12 protein-coding genes are annotated in these 14444 nt (G+C 42.8%); 4 read left to right on the top strand and 8 right to left on the bottom strand.

From position 1 onward, the window contains the following. Positions 1 to 150: 150 nt before the first annotated feature. Positions 151 to 321: a DUF6747 family protein gene (locus F8C76_RS19040; protein WP_313790130.1), complete on the top strand. Its 171-nt coding sequence runs from the start codon at positions 151 to 153 to the stop codon at positions 319 to 321. Positions 322 to 405: 84 nt separating this feature from the next. On the opposite strand, the gene F8C76_RS12395 is transcribed toward F8C76_RS19040, so the two are convergent. The 3 genes from F8C76_RS12395 to F8C76_RS12385 all read right to left on the bottom strand — a co-directional run bounded on the left by F8C76_RS12395 (position 406) and on the right by F8C76_RS12385 (position 4327). Continuing rightward, positions 406 to 1356: a DUF4837 family protein gene (locus F8C76_RS12395; protein ID WP_313790134.1), complete on the bottom strand. Its 951-nt coding sequence runs from the start codon at positions 1354 to 1356 to the stop codon at positions 406 to 408. Positions 1357 to 1407: 51 nt separating this feature from the next. Further along, complete coding sequence (locus F8C76_RS12390) at positions 1408 to 3018, bottom strand: lytic transglycosylase domain-containing protein (RefSeq protein ID WP_152131987.1); 1611 nt, start codon at positions 3016 to 3018, stop codon at positions 1408 to 1410. 118 nt (positions 3019 to 3136) lie between these two features. Next, complete coding sequence (locus F8C76_RS12385) at positions 3137 to 4327, bottom strand: phosphoglycerate kinase (protein ID WP_129653892.1); 1191 nt, start codon at positions 4325 to 4327, stop codon at positions 3137 to 3139. A 132-nt stretch (positions 4328 to 4459) separates the two neighbouring features. On the opposite strand from F8C76_RS12385, the gene F8C76_RS12380 reads away from it, so the two are divergent. Genes F8C76_RS12380 through F8C76_RS12370 form a run of 3 tightly spaced genes read left to right on the top strand, consistent with a single transcriptional unit; the run spans position 4460 to position 6850 of the window. Beyond that, positions 4460 to 5611 carry a DNA polymerase III subunit gene (locus F8C76_RS12380; protein WP_152131986.1) on the top strand — a complete coding sequence of 384 codons (1152 nt, stop codon included), beginning with the start codon at positions 4460 to 4462 and terminating at the stop codon, positions 5609 to 5611. A 10-nt stretch (positions 5612 to 5621) separates the two neighbouring features. Then, positions 5622 to 6017: a DoxX family protein gene (locus F8C76_RS12375; RefSeq protein ID WP_152131985.1), complete on the top strand. Its 396-nt coding sequence runs from the start codon at positions 5622 to 5624 to the stop codon at positions 6015 to 6017. A gap of 32 nt (positions 6018 to 6049) precedes the next feature. Next, entirely contained in the window at positions 6050 to 6850 is an 801-nt protein-coding gene (locus F8C76_RS12370; protein ID WP_152131984.1) for an endonuclease/exonuclease/phosphatase family protein, read from the top strand. A 104-nt stretch (positions 6851 to 6954) separates the two neighbouring features. Here F8C76_RS12370 and F8C76_RS12365 read toward each other — a convergent pair whose 3' ends face one another. From F8C76_RS12365 to F8C76_RS12345, 5 genes are all read right to left on the bottom strand, one after another. Further along, complete coding sequence (locus F8C76_RS12365) at positions 6955 to 7461, bottom strand: OmpH/Skp family outer membrane protein (RefSeq protein WP_152131983.1); 507 nt, start codon at positions 7459 to 7461, stop codon at positions 6955 to 6957. 240 nt (positions 7462 to 7701) lie between these two features. Then, complete coding sequence (locus F8C76_RS12360; RefSeq protein ID WP_152131982.1) at positions 7702 to 8532, bottom strand: class I SAM-dependent methyltransferase; 831 nt, start codon at positions 8530 to 8532, stop codon at positions 7702 to 7704. Positions 8533 to 8663: 131 nt separating this feature from the next. After that, positions 8664 to 10532 carry a tRNA uridine-5-carboxymethylaminomethyl(34) synthesis enzyme MnmG gene (gene mnmG / locus F8C76_RS12355; RefSeq protein ID WP_152131981.1) on the bottom strand — a complete coding sequence of 623 codons (1869 nt, stop codon included), beginning with the start codon at positions 10530 to 10532 and terminating at the stop codon, positions 8664 to 8666. Positions 10533 to 10535: 3 nt separating this feature from the next. Beyond that, the gene (gene ybeY / locus F8C76_RS12350; RefSeq protein ID WP_152131980.1) at positions 10536 to 10955 is read right to left on the bottom strand and encodes an rRNA maturation RNase YbeY; all 420 of its coding nucleotides are present in this window, start codon (positions 10953 to 10955) and stop codon (positions 10536 to 10538) included. Further along, on the bottom strand, positions 10948 to 14319 hold the full coding sequence (locus F8C76_RS12345) for a DUF4175 family protein (protein ID WP_152131979.1): 3372 nt from the start codon (positions 14317 to 14319) through the stop codon (positions 10948 to 10950). The genes ybeY and F8C76_RS12345 overlap by 8 nt, the downstream gene beginning before the upstream one ends. Positions 14320 to 14444 lie beyond the last annotated feature (125 nt).

The following is a 14444-nucleotide window of genomic DNA, read 5'->3' as shown; positions in this document are numbered from 1 at the left end:
GGTCATTCGTCGATGAATGCAGATGTTTTGTGGATTCCCAAGGCCTGCACCTCACTTTTATCTTCCTTTTTTGGCATTTCGTCCCTTAGTTTTTAAATGGAGTGTGGAAATCCAAATCTTTGCTATGTCTTAAATCTTAAAACCTTACTTATGAAAAGATTATTACTCGTTAAAGAAATTTATTTAGAAGCTTTTCGAAACCTCGGACACTTCCTTATAGAAAAGTATTTTAGAATATTTGCCTGGTTCAGCTTTGTGATGTTCTTTATTGTTCTATATGCCTTTGTATATAGGATAGCCACCGGCTTTGCTTTTGACTAAGAATTCTCCCGAGAAACAACATACAAAAAACAGGAAGGCCCGAACCAATGGTTCGGGCCTTCCTGTTTAATGGATTAAACCCTTTTAAGGTGTTGGGTTGAAGTTGACCGTTTTTAAGATGGCTTCCAACTCGAACATATAATTTCTTTTTTCAGCTGATGGGGCGAATGTAAAGCCTTCCAAAACCATTTTTCTTTGGTTTTCCTCATCGTTGATAATATAGGTCAGGAAAGGCCCCGCCATAGGATATCCGCTGATTTCCCAAATGCCTCGTACCTCAACTCCTTTTTTTCCGCCAATTTCAGCAGGGAAAACATAGGGCGCAAAGGCTTTTTCTGTAATCATAAAAGTGTTTTCATAGGGCCCCGGAATATATTTTTCGCCTATGGAATCCCTCATCTTCACAATATCCTCCACAAAAGTGGAGTCGTTGGAAAAACTGTTCCACGGCATTTCATAGGCAACAATGTTCATGGTTCCCTTTGGGATTTGGATATCCATCCAAACAAAGTTCTTTTCGCGCTTTCCAACTTTATATAACGATGGAACTTCTAGGCTAAGGCCAAACTCATCCTGCATCGCCCTATCCTTGCTTAGGGAGCGTCTAAACCGGTTTTGGGCCTCTTCTATTTCCAACTGCTTGAAAGCGGCAACGGCCTTGGGTGCCAATGAGTCCAGATTTTGTATCAACTCGTCATGGTTTCTTCCCGTGACCACAGCAACTTTTTGAGGAGTGGCATAAACATTTGACTTGATATGCGCCACGGAGGTAGAGTCTTGTTCCACCACCAGTACTGACCTAGAATAGGTGGTAGCTCCTTTGAATACCCTGGGAGGTAATTGTGTGATCGTGAAAATGGGCTCTCTTTGGGGCACACCCAATACTTGGGCCGCAAAGTGTTCCCTTATCTTGTCCCCGACACCGCTCTGCCAAAGTTCAGTGTCCATCACAACCATTAACGAATTGATACCTCCTGTTGACGGAGGAAGAAATTTTTGTTTTGATCCAGAGTCTTTACAAGACCATAGCACCATAAGGAATATGGCGCAACATAGTGTTCCAATTTTTTTCATCTCGAGTTAAATTTACGAAGAACAATCGCACAATTTAAGTTTTGTGCCCGGTTTTAGGTTATTACTGCTAAGACCGTTCCATTCTCGTAAATTTTCTACAGAAACCCCAGGATATTTTTTGGAAATGGTCCATAGGGAATCCCCTGGTTGTACCGTGTGTACCTTTGAGTTGCTGGCCACACTTCCAGAAGATTGCTTTGAAGTGCTCGTTTTGGATGCCACTGTCTTGTTGGGGATATATGGTTTTCTTGGGAAGATAGTCAATCGTTGTCCTACCCGGAGATTGTTGCTTCGCAACCCATTCCAGGACTTGATCTGACTTACCCCTACACCATAGCGCTCGGCAATCTTACCCAAATAATCCCCACTCTTTACCTTGTACCGAATTTGATCGTTGGCCGTGATCATTTGTGGAAGAGGCTTTTCCGAGGAATCCATCTCTTTCTTCACATAGGCATAGATCTGTTCCTCATTGGCCACAAACTTGCCAATCTTAGACTTAGGCAACCGAAGGGCATAGTTTTTACCCTTAACCTTGGGTATGATGTTAAGCTTATATGCTGGGTTCAGCATTTCCAGTTCTTCGGTGCTGATGTCCACCAACTTGGAGATTTGATCAAAGGAGATCAGGTTCTTTACGTGGATGGTATCCGTTTCAAAATAGGGCCTGTCCGCTTTTTTGTACTGCAGCCCATGCTCCTCCGCATACTCAAAAATGTACATGGTCGCCAAAAATGCAGGTAGATACCCTGCTGTTTCACGTGGAAGGAACGGACGTATGTTCCAATAGTTTTCATATCCTCCCGATCGGCGAATGGCCTTGTTTACATTTCCAGGTCCTGAATTATAGGCGGCAAGGGCCAAATCCCAATCATCAAAAATATCATAGAGCTTGGAAAGGTACTTGCTGGCCGCCTTGGTTGCCATAATGGGATCATGACGTTCATCCACATAACTGCTTACATCCAACCCATACATTTTTCCGGTACCATACATAAACTGCCATAAGCCTTTGGCCCCAACCCTAGATCGTGCCCTTGGGTTCAAGGCAGATTCTATAATGGCGAGATATTTGATCTCCAAGGGGATATCATGGTTGTCCAACTCCTGCTCGAACAATGGAAAATAAAATTGGCTTGCGGTAATCATCCGCTGCATCAAATCCCTTCTTCGTGTCAAAAAGGATTTGATCACACTTTCCAGAGAAGGGTTGTAAGAAATGTTGAAAGGCGTTTTTTCATTCATCAATGCCAAACGGGCCTTCAAAGTGTCCGTGGGCAAATCCACCACAACGATGGAATCCGCTCCCGGTCCGTTTTCAACTTCCAAAAGCATATCGCTGAACAACTGAGCGCTACCGTGAAGTTCTTTCAGCCATAGGCTGTCGTACCTGCGAGCTGCCTCCAAATCGTGTAATTGGATTTTTTCCTTGGAACCGACTTCCAACGCCACCAAATTCCCATCAAGTGTCTTTTCCGCAACCGAAATGTTCTGGAGTTCCTCCGTTTTCAACTTGGAAGTGTCCAAGGTAGAGGTTGGAATGGAATCAACTTGTTGGGCATACCCCAATGGAGCTGCAAAAAGCAGCGCTGCGCATGCCGCTGTTTTCAAAATTTGGTTCATTTGGACAGGATTTGAGTTGTAGGGACCAACGAAAATGGCGTTTTTTTCTGAAATACTAAAGTTTTTCAGCCCAAAACACAATTTTTGGGATAAGTCCCATTAATCCATAACGTATGGACTAGTCCAATATTGCAGCGATTCCTGGCAGGGTCCGCCCTTCAAGACTCTCCAACATGGCACCTCCTCCTGTGGATACGTAGCTCACTTTGTCCTCAAAACCGAATTGTTTTACGGCAGCCACGGAGTCTCCGCCCCCAACAAGGGAAAAAGCACCTTTCTGTGTGGCCTCGTCAATATAGTTTCCAATAGCGATGGTTCCTTGGGCGAAGTTTTCCATTTCAAACACGCCAACAGGACCGTTCCAAAGTATGGTCTTGGAGTTTAAGATCACTTCCTTGAAATTCTCCAAGGTCTTTGGTCCAGCATCCAAACCTTGCCACCCATCAGGGATTTTGTCCACGTCCACAAACTGGGTGTTGGCATTGTTGTCAAAAGCATCAGCAGCCAAAACATCCACTGGGATATGCACTTTGACCCCCTTGGCCTCTGCTTGTTTTAAAATGTCCAAGGCCAAATCCATTTTGTCATCCTCACAAATGGAATCGCCTACGCTGCCTCCCTTTGCTTTGACAAACGTATAGGTCATCCCACCCCCAATGATGAGGTTGTCCACCTTGTCCAAAATGTTTTCAATGATGGTAATCTTGGACGATACTTTTGCCCCTCCCAAGATGGCCGTTACCGGCTTTTCACCGGTCTGCATAACTTTTTCAATGGCCTTGATTTCCTTGGCCAATAAATAGCCAAAACACTTGTTGCCTGGGAAGAATTGGGCCACTATGGTGGTGGATGCGTGTGCTCTGTGGGCCGTTCCGAAGGCATCGTTTATATAAATGTCACCGTGCTTGGCCAAGGCTTCGGCAAAAGAAGTATCGCCTGCTTCTTCCTCTGCATGGAACCGAAGGTTTTCCAATAAAAGAACCTCACCGCTTTTTAGCTCGGCTACGGCATCATCTGCCACTTTACCCACACAGTTCCCTGCAAATTTTACTTGGACACCTATAATTTCCGATACCGTTTCACAAATATGGGAAAGGGACATGTCTGGGTTTACTTTTCCTTTTGGCCGTCCCAAATGGCTCATCAAAATGGCAGAACCCCCATCTTCCAAAACCTTGAGGATGGTTGGCTTTGCCGCTTCTATCCTACTGGTATCCGTAACGTTAAAGTCGCTATCCAAAGGCACATTGAAATCTACCCTGATCAATGCTTTCTTTCCGTCAAAATTGTAATCGTCTATCGTCTTCATGTAGTGTGTCTTTATAAGAAGTCCAAAAGTAAAGATTTCCTGCCTTTTGCCTTGGCCCCTGTTGTTATTTTTTGGTTGCCTATCCAAAAAAACGTGAAAAGACCAAGCCCCTAAAAACCTTATCTTTGGTGCATGTTGTTCAAAAATGTCTTGGGCCTGGAGCACATTAAAAACCATTTGGTGACCACCGCCGATTCTGGTAGGGTGGCACACGCCCAACTTTTTGTTGGCCCGGAAGGCTCCGGAGTACTTCCCATGGCTTTGGCCTATGCCCAATATCTGCTCTGTAGCAATACCGGTGGTGAAAATGAAGGTGGCGATGCTGTTTGCAACACCAAATGTGCCTCTTTATCCCATCCCGACCTGCATTTTGCGTTTCCCGTAGCGAGTTCGGATAAGGTGAAATCACATGCAGTAAGTGATCACTATTTGCAGGAGTGGAGGCAATTCGTAAAAGAACAGCCCTATGGCAATCTTTTTGATTGGTACAGACATATCGGCATTGAGAAGAAGCAGGGACAAATTGGGGTGGACGAAGCCCAGGATATGGTCAAAAAGCTTTCTTTGAAATCGTATGAGGGTGGGTACAAGATCCTAATCGTTTGGATGGCCGAAAAAATGAACATCTCCGCCGCCAACAAACTGCTCAAACTTATTGAGGAGCCGCCTCAAAAAACCATTTTGCTATTATTGGCCGAAGAGGAGGAACAAATCATCAACACCATTAGGTCCCGGTGTCAGATTTTACATTTTCCCCCTTTGGCGGAACAGAATATATTGGACGAGCTCGTTAACCGTGGTGTGAGTCAACCTGAAGCCCATGCCATAGCGCAAGAGGCCCACGGAAATTTCAACAAAGCCTTGGATCTATTGAACAAAGATTCTGAGGATCTTGTTTTTGAGCGTTGGTTTGTACAATGGGTGAGGAGTGCCTTTAAGGCAAAAGGCAACAAAGCTGCCATTCAGGAGCTCATCTTATGGAGTGATGAAGTGGCGAAAACAGGCAGGGAAGTGCAAAAACAATTCTTGAACTATTGCCTGTCGCTTATGCGTCAGGCCTTGTTGCTCAACTACAACGCCCATGAACTTGTCTATACCAAAATCCATATGGAGGACTTTGACCTCAAGCGCTTTGCCCCCTTTGTCCATGAAAACAACATTTTGGACATTGTAGAGGAACTGGAAAAGGCCATTTTTCACGTGGAACGCAATGGGAACTCCAAGTTGATCTTTACCGACCTATCCATAAAACTAACCCGGCTTTTGCATGCCAAAGCCGCATAAAAAAACAACCATGGAAAACTTTACCAACAACGCCACCGAAATCTTGCTCCTCATTTTTTTGACCATCACCTTTTTACAGAGCGGCATTGACAAAATCATAGATTGGAGGGGAAACCTGAGTTGGCTCAACGGCCATTTTGCCAAAACAGCTTTTAAAGGCAGTGTGGCCATTCTATTGGGCATAGTACTTTTTATGGAGATGGTTTCCGGTATCTTGGCCGCAGTAGCTATTTTCCAATTTGTATTTGAAGGTGAAAGCTCCATTGGGTTCCACGCCGCAGCGGTTTCAACGATTACGCTATTGCTCTTACTTTTTGGACAGCGTATGGCCAAGGACTACGAAGGTGCCAAAACCATTGTGGTGTATTTGATTCCCACCGTTTTCTTGGTCTATCTCTTGCAATAAATGATTTTTTCAATCAATCTCCTTTTTAAAACATGAAGTTTAGAATACCCTTTTGCTTGATCGTTCTTTTGGTTTGTTCCTCAATCTTTGGACAGAAGAATACAGAACAGAACCCTGTAGTGCGCGTGCTCACTTTCAATATTCTCCATGGAGCAACCACAAAAGGAGACTTTAATCTGGACCTGCTTGCCAAGGTCATTAAAGATGCCAATCCAGATTTTGTGGCCTTACAGGAAGTGGACTTCAAGACCAACAGGGCCAAAAAATATGATTTGGTAACCGAGTTGGGCTGGCGCTCCAAGCTTGTTCCTTTGTTTGGCAAGGCCATGACTTATGATGATGGGGAATATGGGGAAGGTGTTTTGTCCAAATACTCTTTTTTGAGTACCCGAAACATTGCTTTGCCGCATAGCCCAAAAAATGAGCCTAGGGCTGCTTTGGAAGTGGTCACTACACTCCCTTCGGGTGATACCATTGTTTTTGTGGGCACCCATCTTGATCATTTCGGAGATGCAACAGACCGAATTGCCCAAGTAAAACGAATCAACACTGTATTTTCCCAAAACCGTTATCCCACCATTTTGGCCGGCGATCTTAATGATGTTCCTGGAAGTGTCCCCATTTCTATCTTGGAAGAAGTTTGGGCTGCTACTTACGACGCAAAAAACATTGCTTTCACCTACCCTTCCGACAAACCTGAAAAAAAGATTGATTATGTGATGTTTCTCCCCAAGAACAGATGGAGGGTTATTGAAACCAAAGTCATTCAGGATACGGTCGCATCCGACCATTGTGCCTATTTGGTTTCCCTTGAATTGCTTGAGGACAAATAACGTCGAATCAAAACCATCACTTCATTCACCCTGCCGTCATTTTAAAAATTTAAACAAAAAAGGCCCATTTAAAAATGGGCCTTTTACATTCTTGTGACGGGCTATTATTTCTTGTACTTATCGTTAAGTATTTTCAGCACGGTCTCTGTAAGGTCATTGGCGTCTTCTCCATACAATACGGCACCGCCGTCTCCCCCACCCAGGATATAGGTGTATCCGTTGGCCTTACCATAATCCTTGATTTCTTTTTTTACCTTTTTCACCAACGTGTCCATTTCGGCCTGACTGGTCAACTGCAATTGTTGCTCCTCTTGTTGCAACTGCTGCCCTACAAACTGACCTCGCTGTTGCAACTGGCCATATTCTTCCTGAGCATTTTTTTGTGACATTTTTTGGGCCTTGGTCTGGAATGCCTGAAGTTCCAATTGAAAAGATTGTGAAATACTGTCCCTCTTTTTGGTCATCGCATCCGCCTTGGTCTTGAATCGGGCTTCCACATCAATTTTTTCTTGATAGCCGTCCATCAACTTCACGCTGTCCACATAACCAATCTTGTTTTGTTGACAGGCCATGGTAGTCAATACCACGGCAAGCATTATAATTTTTTTCATGTTTCACTTTTTAATGATGCGCAAAAATAGAAAAGCTTTTGGAATGCTGGTCATTATCTTTTTGTGAACCAAAATTCTCAAAACCATCGATATAAGAAATATCTATGCTTTTTGACAATCGGTATTGGTTCGTTCTATTTTATTTGACTTGTAGAAATGGGGCTCTCTGCACATTTTATTAAACTTTGAGAGTGTATCGTGTGTTGAGCGCAATACGAGCTTCAGAGGCTTCGAAAACGCCTAATTTGTTCTTTTAAGGATATAGATGATCGATGAATACTCTTTATTGAAACAAGCTCTTAGGTTTGACCATAGACCTATAAAAAAAGCACTGATCAGGTACAGTGGGTTTCCTTTGTATTTTTCGGAAAGCATAGAGACATAAAATGCATCAAACCACATAGGCTTGGTTTTTACAACTTCCATATCATGCTTTTGGAAAAGTGTACTTATGGACTTTCTAGAAAAATGCCATAGGTGTCTAGGCACATCGAATCCCGCCCAAAAGGATTTATAATGTTTGGCATCAAAAGATTTGTAGTTGGGAACCGCTACGATCAAAGTTCCGTTCTCCTCCAAAAGGGAAACCATCTGTGCAATTTGCTTTTCCAAACTAGGCAGGTGCTCCAAGACATGCCACAAGGTTATCACATTAAACCGTTGCCCTCCTAGGGCATCCAAATCTTCGTGTAACTGAATCCCTTTTTTATCCGCATTGATCCGGGCAATCTCGCTGGGTTCCACTCCATCGACGACAAAACCTTGAGATTTGGCCATTACCAGAAAATCTCCCGTCCCAGCACCAATATCCAGTAGTTTTATGTTTTTATTTGATTGATTATCAATAAGTTGAGTCTTGTTTTTAAGGTTTACTCGCTTTACTTTTTGATATATCTTGTCTGTGAATGATTTTTTTGCGTCAGTATGCGAAATATAATCCTCACTTTCGTAATAACGGGCAAGATTTTCCGGAACCGGTTGCGTAACCAACATATCCCGTTCTGCATCCTTATGCAGCTCGAAAGTTTCACCGGAAACAGAAAAATCCTTAGCCTTTAAAAACAACTTCATTGCCATTTTAGAAAGTAATATCGGGGTTTTGGAATAAAAAAACAGGCGTTTTTCATGCCTGAACTATTTTCGATTTGAAGGTTTACAGGAAAGCATTTTTTGATGTTTGTTCCACGTGGAACATCAAATCCCTATCTCCCTAGGTAGACCAACAACACACTAATATCCGCTGGAGAAACCCCACTGATCCTAGATGCTTGTGATATGGTAACAGGTCTTATGGATTCCATTTTCTCCCTCGCCTCAAAAGAAAGTGATTTTAGCTTTGAATAGTCAAAGTCATCTGGAATCCTGACATTTTCCAGTCTATGTAACTTATCTGCATTGCTTTTCTCTTTCTCAATATACCCGGAATACTTTACCTCTATTTCTGCCTGCTCCAACACATCCGAATTTAGGTCGTGTTCTTCAACAAAAGTCGAAACCGAATCCAGCTGAAGCATGTGCTCCATGGTCACTTTTGGTCGAGAAAACACCTTAAAAAGTTTATCAGACTGCTTTACCACCGCTGAATCCAAGGACTCCAAAATAGGATTTATCTCTTCCGGAACAAAGCTGGTTTTCTTGAAAAATTTGATAAACTCTTTGGATTTTGTTTGTTTGAGGTCCATTTTCTTCATCCGCTCCTCCCTAGCCAGCCCTATTTTATATGCTTTAGGGGTAAGCCTCAAGTCTGCATTGTCCTGTCGTAATAAGGTCCTGTACTCTGCTCTTGAAGTAAACATTCTATACGGCTCTTCGGTTCCCTTGGTAATTAAATCATCAATTAAAACCCCAATGTACGCCTCATCCCTTTTTAAAATAAAAGGTTCTTCGCCCTTAATTTTAAGATGCGCATTTATCCCCGCCATCAAGCCCTGTGAAGCGGCTTCTTCATACCCCGTAGTTCCATTGATCTGGCCGGCAAAGTAAAGATTGTTCACCAATTTGGTTTCAAGCGTATGTTTCAACTGGGTCGGAGGGAAATAATCATATTCAATGGCATAGCCTGGCCTAAAAAACTTAACCCCTTCAAAACCTTTTACAGACCTCAATGCCTTAAACTGAACATCCTCTGGTAATGATGTAGAAAATCCATTTACATAAACTTCCACCGTATCCCAACCTTCAGGTTCAACAAATATCTGGTGGGCATCCTTATCCGCAAAGCGATTAATCTTATCCTCTATGGAGGGACAATAGCGCGGGCCCAAACTTTGAATTCTACCATTGAACATAGGAGATCGATCAAAACCCTCACGCAACAAATCATGAACCAAGGCACTCGTATGCGTCATATGACAATCCCTCTGGACCTGTAAAACAGGTGTGTCCAAATATGAAAATTTCTCCGGCTTGGCATCACCGGGCTGAGGTATCATCAGGTCGTAATTCAATGAGCGGCCATCCACTCTCGGAGGTGTCCCAGTTTTCATTCTGCCGCTATCGAAGCCTAAATCCACCAATTGTTCGGTAATCCCTGTGGCGGCCTTTTCGCCCGCTCTTCCTCCACCAAACTGCTTTTCGCCAATATGGATTAGACCATTTAAGAAAGTTCCATTGGTCAAGACTACTGCTTTACTTCTTACATCAATTCCCAAAGAGGTACGTACCCCTACCACATTTTCACCCTCTATAAGCAATCCAGAAACCATCTCCTGATAGAAATCTACATTGGGAGTAGCCTCCAAGGCCAAACGCCATTCCTCTGCAAATCGCATTCTATCGTTCTGCGCCCTGGGACTCCACATGGCCGGTCCTTTAGATTTGTTCAGCATCTTAAATTGAATGGCGGATTTATCTGTAATAATTCCACTAAAACCACCAAGCGCATCTATCTCACGGACAATCTGTCCCTTTGCAATACCTCCCATTGCCGGATTACACGACATCTGCCCAATGGTCTGCAGGTTCATGGTCACCAATAACGTTTTAGAGCCCATATTGGCAGCGGCGGCCGCAGCTTCAGCACCAGCATGACCTCCTCCAACTACTATAACGTCGTATTCTTTATCGAACATATCCTATTGTTCCACGTGGAACATTTTTATTTTTTCGTCTTCCTTACTCCTCATAATTACAACCTCCTCATCCTTCTTGTCCCCATAACCCATAAGGTGTAATAAGCCGTGGGACATAACCCTTAAAAGCTCATTATTGAAACCAACATCAAATCTTTCGGCATTATCCTTCACCCTATCCACAGAAACAAAAATATCACCGGACACAACCACTCCATTCGTGTAATCAAAAGTAATGATGTCTGTAAGGGTATCATGATTCAAATACTTCTTATTGATTTCAAGCAGGTACTCATCTGTACAAAAAATATAATCTATCTGACCTGCTTCAAAGCCCTCAGAAGTCAAAATTCTATTAACCCAATCGGAATACTTGGGTTCATTTATCAATTGAAAGTCCAATTCAAAATGAAATTCAATCATTCTTAAAATACCTCTTTACGCGTTCCTTAAAATTTTGGCGCAAAGGTAGTGCTTGCCTATTTAATATTTCAACATCATTTTGATTATCCCTCAGCAGCTCCGGTTTGGTTAAGATGGGTGCCGTAAAATCGATGCTGTTGGTTTCACTTTCCCGTTCCTTCTTCTCCCCTTGCTCCATAGCCGCATTCTCTAATTTTAATAGCTGATGCTGGATGGAATTGGCCTTAGTTCTTGTTCGTTCTGTAATTCCGTTTTCCAACAAGTCGTTCTCAAAGTCCTCCATCTGCTGCATCAACTTCTTGGCAAAGTTTCTATCCGATGCGTTGAGCATATCCTGCAACTGCTTCTCAAGCATCTGTCGTAACATCTGCTGTTCCTTGTATATCTCATATACCTCACTCAACCCCATTTCACTTCCTTCCAATCCCTCATTGCCGCCTTGCATTTGCTCTCCTTGGCCACGCTGCTCGCCCTTATCCCCTTCATTGGAGCCCTTCTGTTCCCCACCATCTTCTCCTTGTTCCTGTCCCTCATTGCCGGAAGGTTTACCCTCCTGTCCAGAGCCATTCATCTTTTCCTGAATACTTTGTTGTCCCTTTATAATATCCGGCAATTGAAAATCCGATCCTTCGCCACCTCCTTGCCCGGGACTCATGTTTTGCTGCATATTGTCCAAAATAGTAGCCAAAAAATCAGCAAGGGCATTGGTAGCATTAATCACATATTGCTGGTAGGAAGCTCCCTGGTACACCTGATTCTCCGCAATACTCTCCAAAGACTTATCAATGTTATAATACACCTCCGAAATCTGCTCATTGACAAACTCGGACAATTCAGCCCTGCGCAAAGACAAAGCGAACAAGCTGTCATCCACATGTTCAAAAAGCCTTCTAAGGTCCTTTTGGTCACGGACCGTTCTTGAAAACTGTGAAATGTCCACATCTGCACTTTCTATCTTGTCAAACAACCCTTCTTGCTTAAATGAAAACGTAACCAGGTTATCCAATATCTGTCGTAACATTTCAGCATCTTCCGTATCATCTGCCCCTCCGATTGAAGCACTCTGCTGCATAGCCTCACTCATTTCCTTCATCTTCTGCGCCGCAGATTTTTGCTTTCGTTTGGCATTTTCTTGCTCACTATCACTATTGCTTTCAACGGACCCATTATCCTTCATCTGTTCAAGCGCATCCAAGGCATCCTTCTGATCTCGATCTACATCGTCCTGTTGCTTTTGGGTAACATTTATGTCCATTGGCTTTTGCAAAGCATCATTATCCTTTCTCAATTCATTCAATTCATCAGAAACCTCCTCAAACTGTTTGTTCAATTCCTTTTGATTCTCACTCTGATTGTCATCCCCAACAGCTTCAGACAACCTCTCCTGTTCTTTCGCCAAATCTTCCAATTCATTCGCTAACTGAGACATCTTTTCCGTGACATAATACCTCATGGTGAGCTCCAATATTTGCTCAAGATTTCTTGCGTTTTTAGACTGATTCTTTCCAAGCTCCTCCAACCTTTTTTGGAGCTCTTCCTTATTCATCTTGTCTGTGAGTTCTTTAAGTTCATTAAGCAACCGTTCATTCTTCTTGGCCTCCAGCTCCTGACGCTCAAGCCGTTCTTGAAGCATTCTTTTTTGTTCATTGCTGTGCTCACTTCTACTGACCCCTTCCTTTAACTCATTACTGAACTTCTGCATCAATTCTTCTTGCAACTGTTGCTTCTGTAAAAAATCCTTAATCTGGCTCTTATCCTCAAAAGTCAATGTTCTTTCTTCCTTCTGTTCCTTAGTCATCCCACTAAGAACCTCTTGTTGTTCCTTATAGTCCTTCAAGGATTGATTCATTTTGCTCAAAGTAGTGCTTTCAGACTCTAACTCCTTCTTTTTCAATTGTTTATCATCTAAAATAGAGGTGTTAAATACTTGGCTTTTTACAATCTTTCCTCCTCTAATCCCATCATTATCCACCACTTCAAAAAAGACTTTGTATTGTCTCCCTTTATCAAGCAAAAGTCCTGACGGAAACGTATAGTAAAACTGATGCACATTAGATTTTGGGGACTCTAAAACAATTCTCTGTTCTTTCTGAACATCATCTGCAGGGAAACAAACCAGTCGGATGGAAGCAATACCATAATCATCGGCAGCTTGTCCACTAAAAAAAGACTGATTCGGGTTAAGGGAATCCAAAACCTGATTGACCTTCACCGTAGGATTGGCATCCTTAACGACATCTATTGCGTACGCTAAGCGTTCGAAATCGGCAACATGTGAGTTAGAGGTACGAAGCTCATACCGCATATCATCAAAAGGCCTCATAGTCTGTATAAATTCATTCCCTTTCTTGGAAAAAGAATAAATACTATCCGAGGTCTCCAAAGCAATCCCATCAACATTCAGCCCCACAATATTCCAAGTCACCTTAGTGCCCTCTGGTACCACAGCGTTTCCGGTAGCTGTGATGACTTCAGACCCCCGATTCAAGTATGAAGGATAATCCAACTGCATCCGAAAATCGACAAGTGCAGGTGTTTTGTGGCTTTTAATGGTATAACTTCTAGAGGTCCAACCATTGGCGCTTAAGTAAAAAGAGCTTTCTTCCACAGGCGCTTCAAATCGATAGGTATACACCCCATCTTGTTCTTGCAACAACAACGGCTCCCCGTTCAGCATTAGATAAACATCGTCCGGCTTCACATTGCCTTCGGTTGTAGCTCTGATAACCAAGGGCTCACTATCCAACACCTCCAAGCTTTCATTCAATATCCTAAAGGTGAATGGAGCGGGGCGCTCATATGCCAAATCATAATTCATTACCCTTTTATTGGAATTAAAGAAAGAAACGATGTTACCACTCAACCAAATAAAACCAAATAGGGCCACAGGAATTAAAATGTACTTTGCATACTTATACCCCTCCCTAAAATCCACCGCCTCAGTAAATGGGACGGCTCCCAGACTTTTGGCACGTTGTTCTATACTGGCCAAAAGAAGGTCGGTTTTCTGCTGACTTTCGGAAAGCTCAAGAAGATTCAACAATTTATCATCCACCTCAGGAAAGTGCGTTCCAATTAATTTGGAAGCTTCCATATAACCTATTCCCTTTCGCAAACGAAACAAATACATCAACGGAATTACAATAAACCTATAAAGCAAAAAGCACTCAACCAGTAAAAAAACAAGGAAAAACGTCAATCGCCATTGTTGGTCCATCCATAGCAGATACTCCACAAACATAACCGCCATCCAAAACAACAAACCGAGCGTCAAAAAAAGAATACTTCCCTTGATCAATTGTTTGGTATAATACTTTTTGGTAAAGCCACCCAGCTTCTGTAATATGTCCTGATAGCTACTCAAAGCAATATATTTTATTACCAAGATACCCGATACTGGTGAAAACCACCGCAAATTATTGTTAAAGCTTGGTGTATCAATACTTTTCCGATACATACAAGCGTCGCACCTAAACCCTTTCAGGATCG

This window comes from Flagellimonas olearia (assembly GCF_009184425.1).
GTDB classification, from domain to species: domain Bacteria; phylum Bacteroidota; class Bacteroidia; order Flavobacteriales; family Flavobacteriaceae; genus Flagellimonas; species Flagellimonas olearia.
Note: the sequence above shows the minus strand (reverse complement) of the source record. Positions and strands in the feature narration are given on the sequence as shown.

Coding starts and splice junctions, on each gene's coding strand:
- F8C76_RS12375 (WP_152131985.1), top strand. CDS start 5,622: ATGGAAAACTTTACCAACAACGCCACCGAAATCTTGCTCCTCATTTTT.
- F8C76_RS12395 (WP_313790134.1), bottom strand. CDS start 1,356: ATGGTGCTATGGTCTTGTAAAGACTCTGGATCAAAACAAAAATTTCTT.
- F8C76_RS12370 (WP_152131984.1), top strand. CDS start 6,050: ATGAAGTTTAGAATACCCTTTTGCTTGATCGTTCTTTTGGTTTGTTCC.
- F8C76_RS12380 (WP_152131986.1), top strand. CDS start 4,460: ATGTTGTTCAAAAATGTCTTGGGCCTGGAGCACATTAAAAACCATTTG.
- mnmG (WP_152131981.1), bottom strand. CDS start 10,532: ATGTTCGATAAAGAATACGACGTTATAGTAGTTGGAGGAGGTCATGCT.
- ybeY (WP_152131980.1), bottom strand. CDS start 10,955: ATGATTGAATTTCATTTTGAATTGGACTTTCAATTGATAAATGAACCC.
- F8C76_RS12365 (WP_152131983.1), bottom strand. CDS start 7,461: ATGAAAAAAATTATAATGCTTGCCGTGGTATTGACTACCATGGCCTGT.
- F8C76_RS12360 (WP_152131982.1), bottom strand. CDS start 8,532: ATGAAGTTGTTTTTAAAGGCTAAGGATTTTTCTGTTTCCGGTGAAACT.
- F8C76_RS12390 (WP_152131987.1), bottom strand. CDS start 3,018: ATGAACCAAATTTTGAAAACAGCGGCATGCGCAGCGCTGCTTTTTGCA.
- F8C76_RS12385 (WP_129653892.1), bottom strand. CDS start 4,327: ATGAAGACGATAGACGATTACAATTTTGACGGAAAGAAAGCATTGATC.
- F8C76_RS19040 (WP_313790130.1), top strand. CDS start 151: ATGAAAAGATTATTACTCGTTAAAGAAATTTATTTAGAAGCTTTTCGA.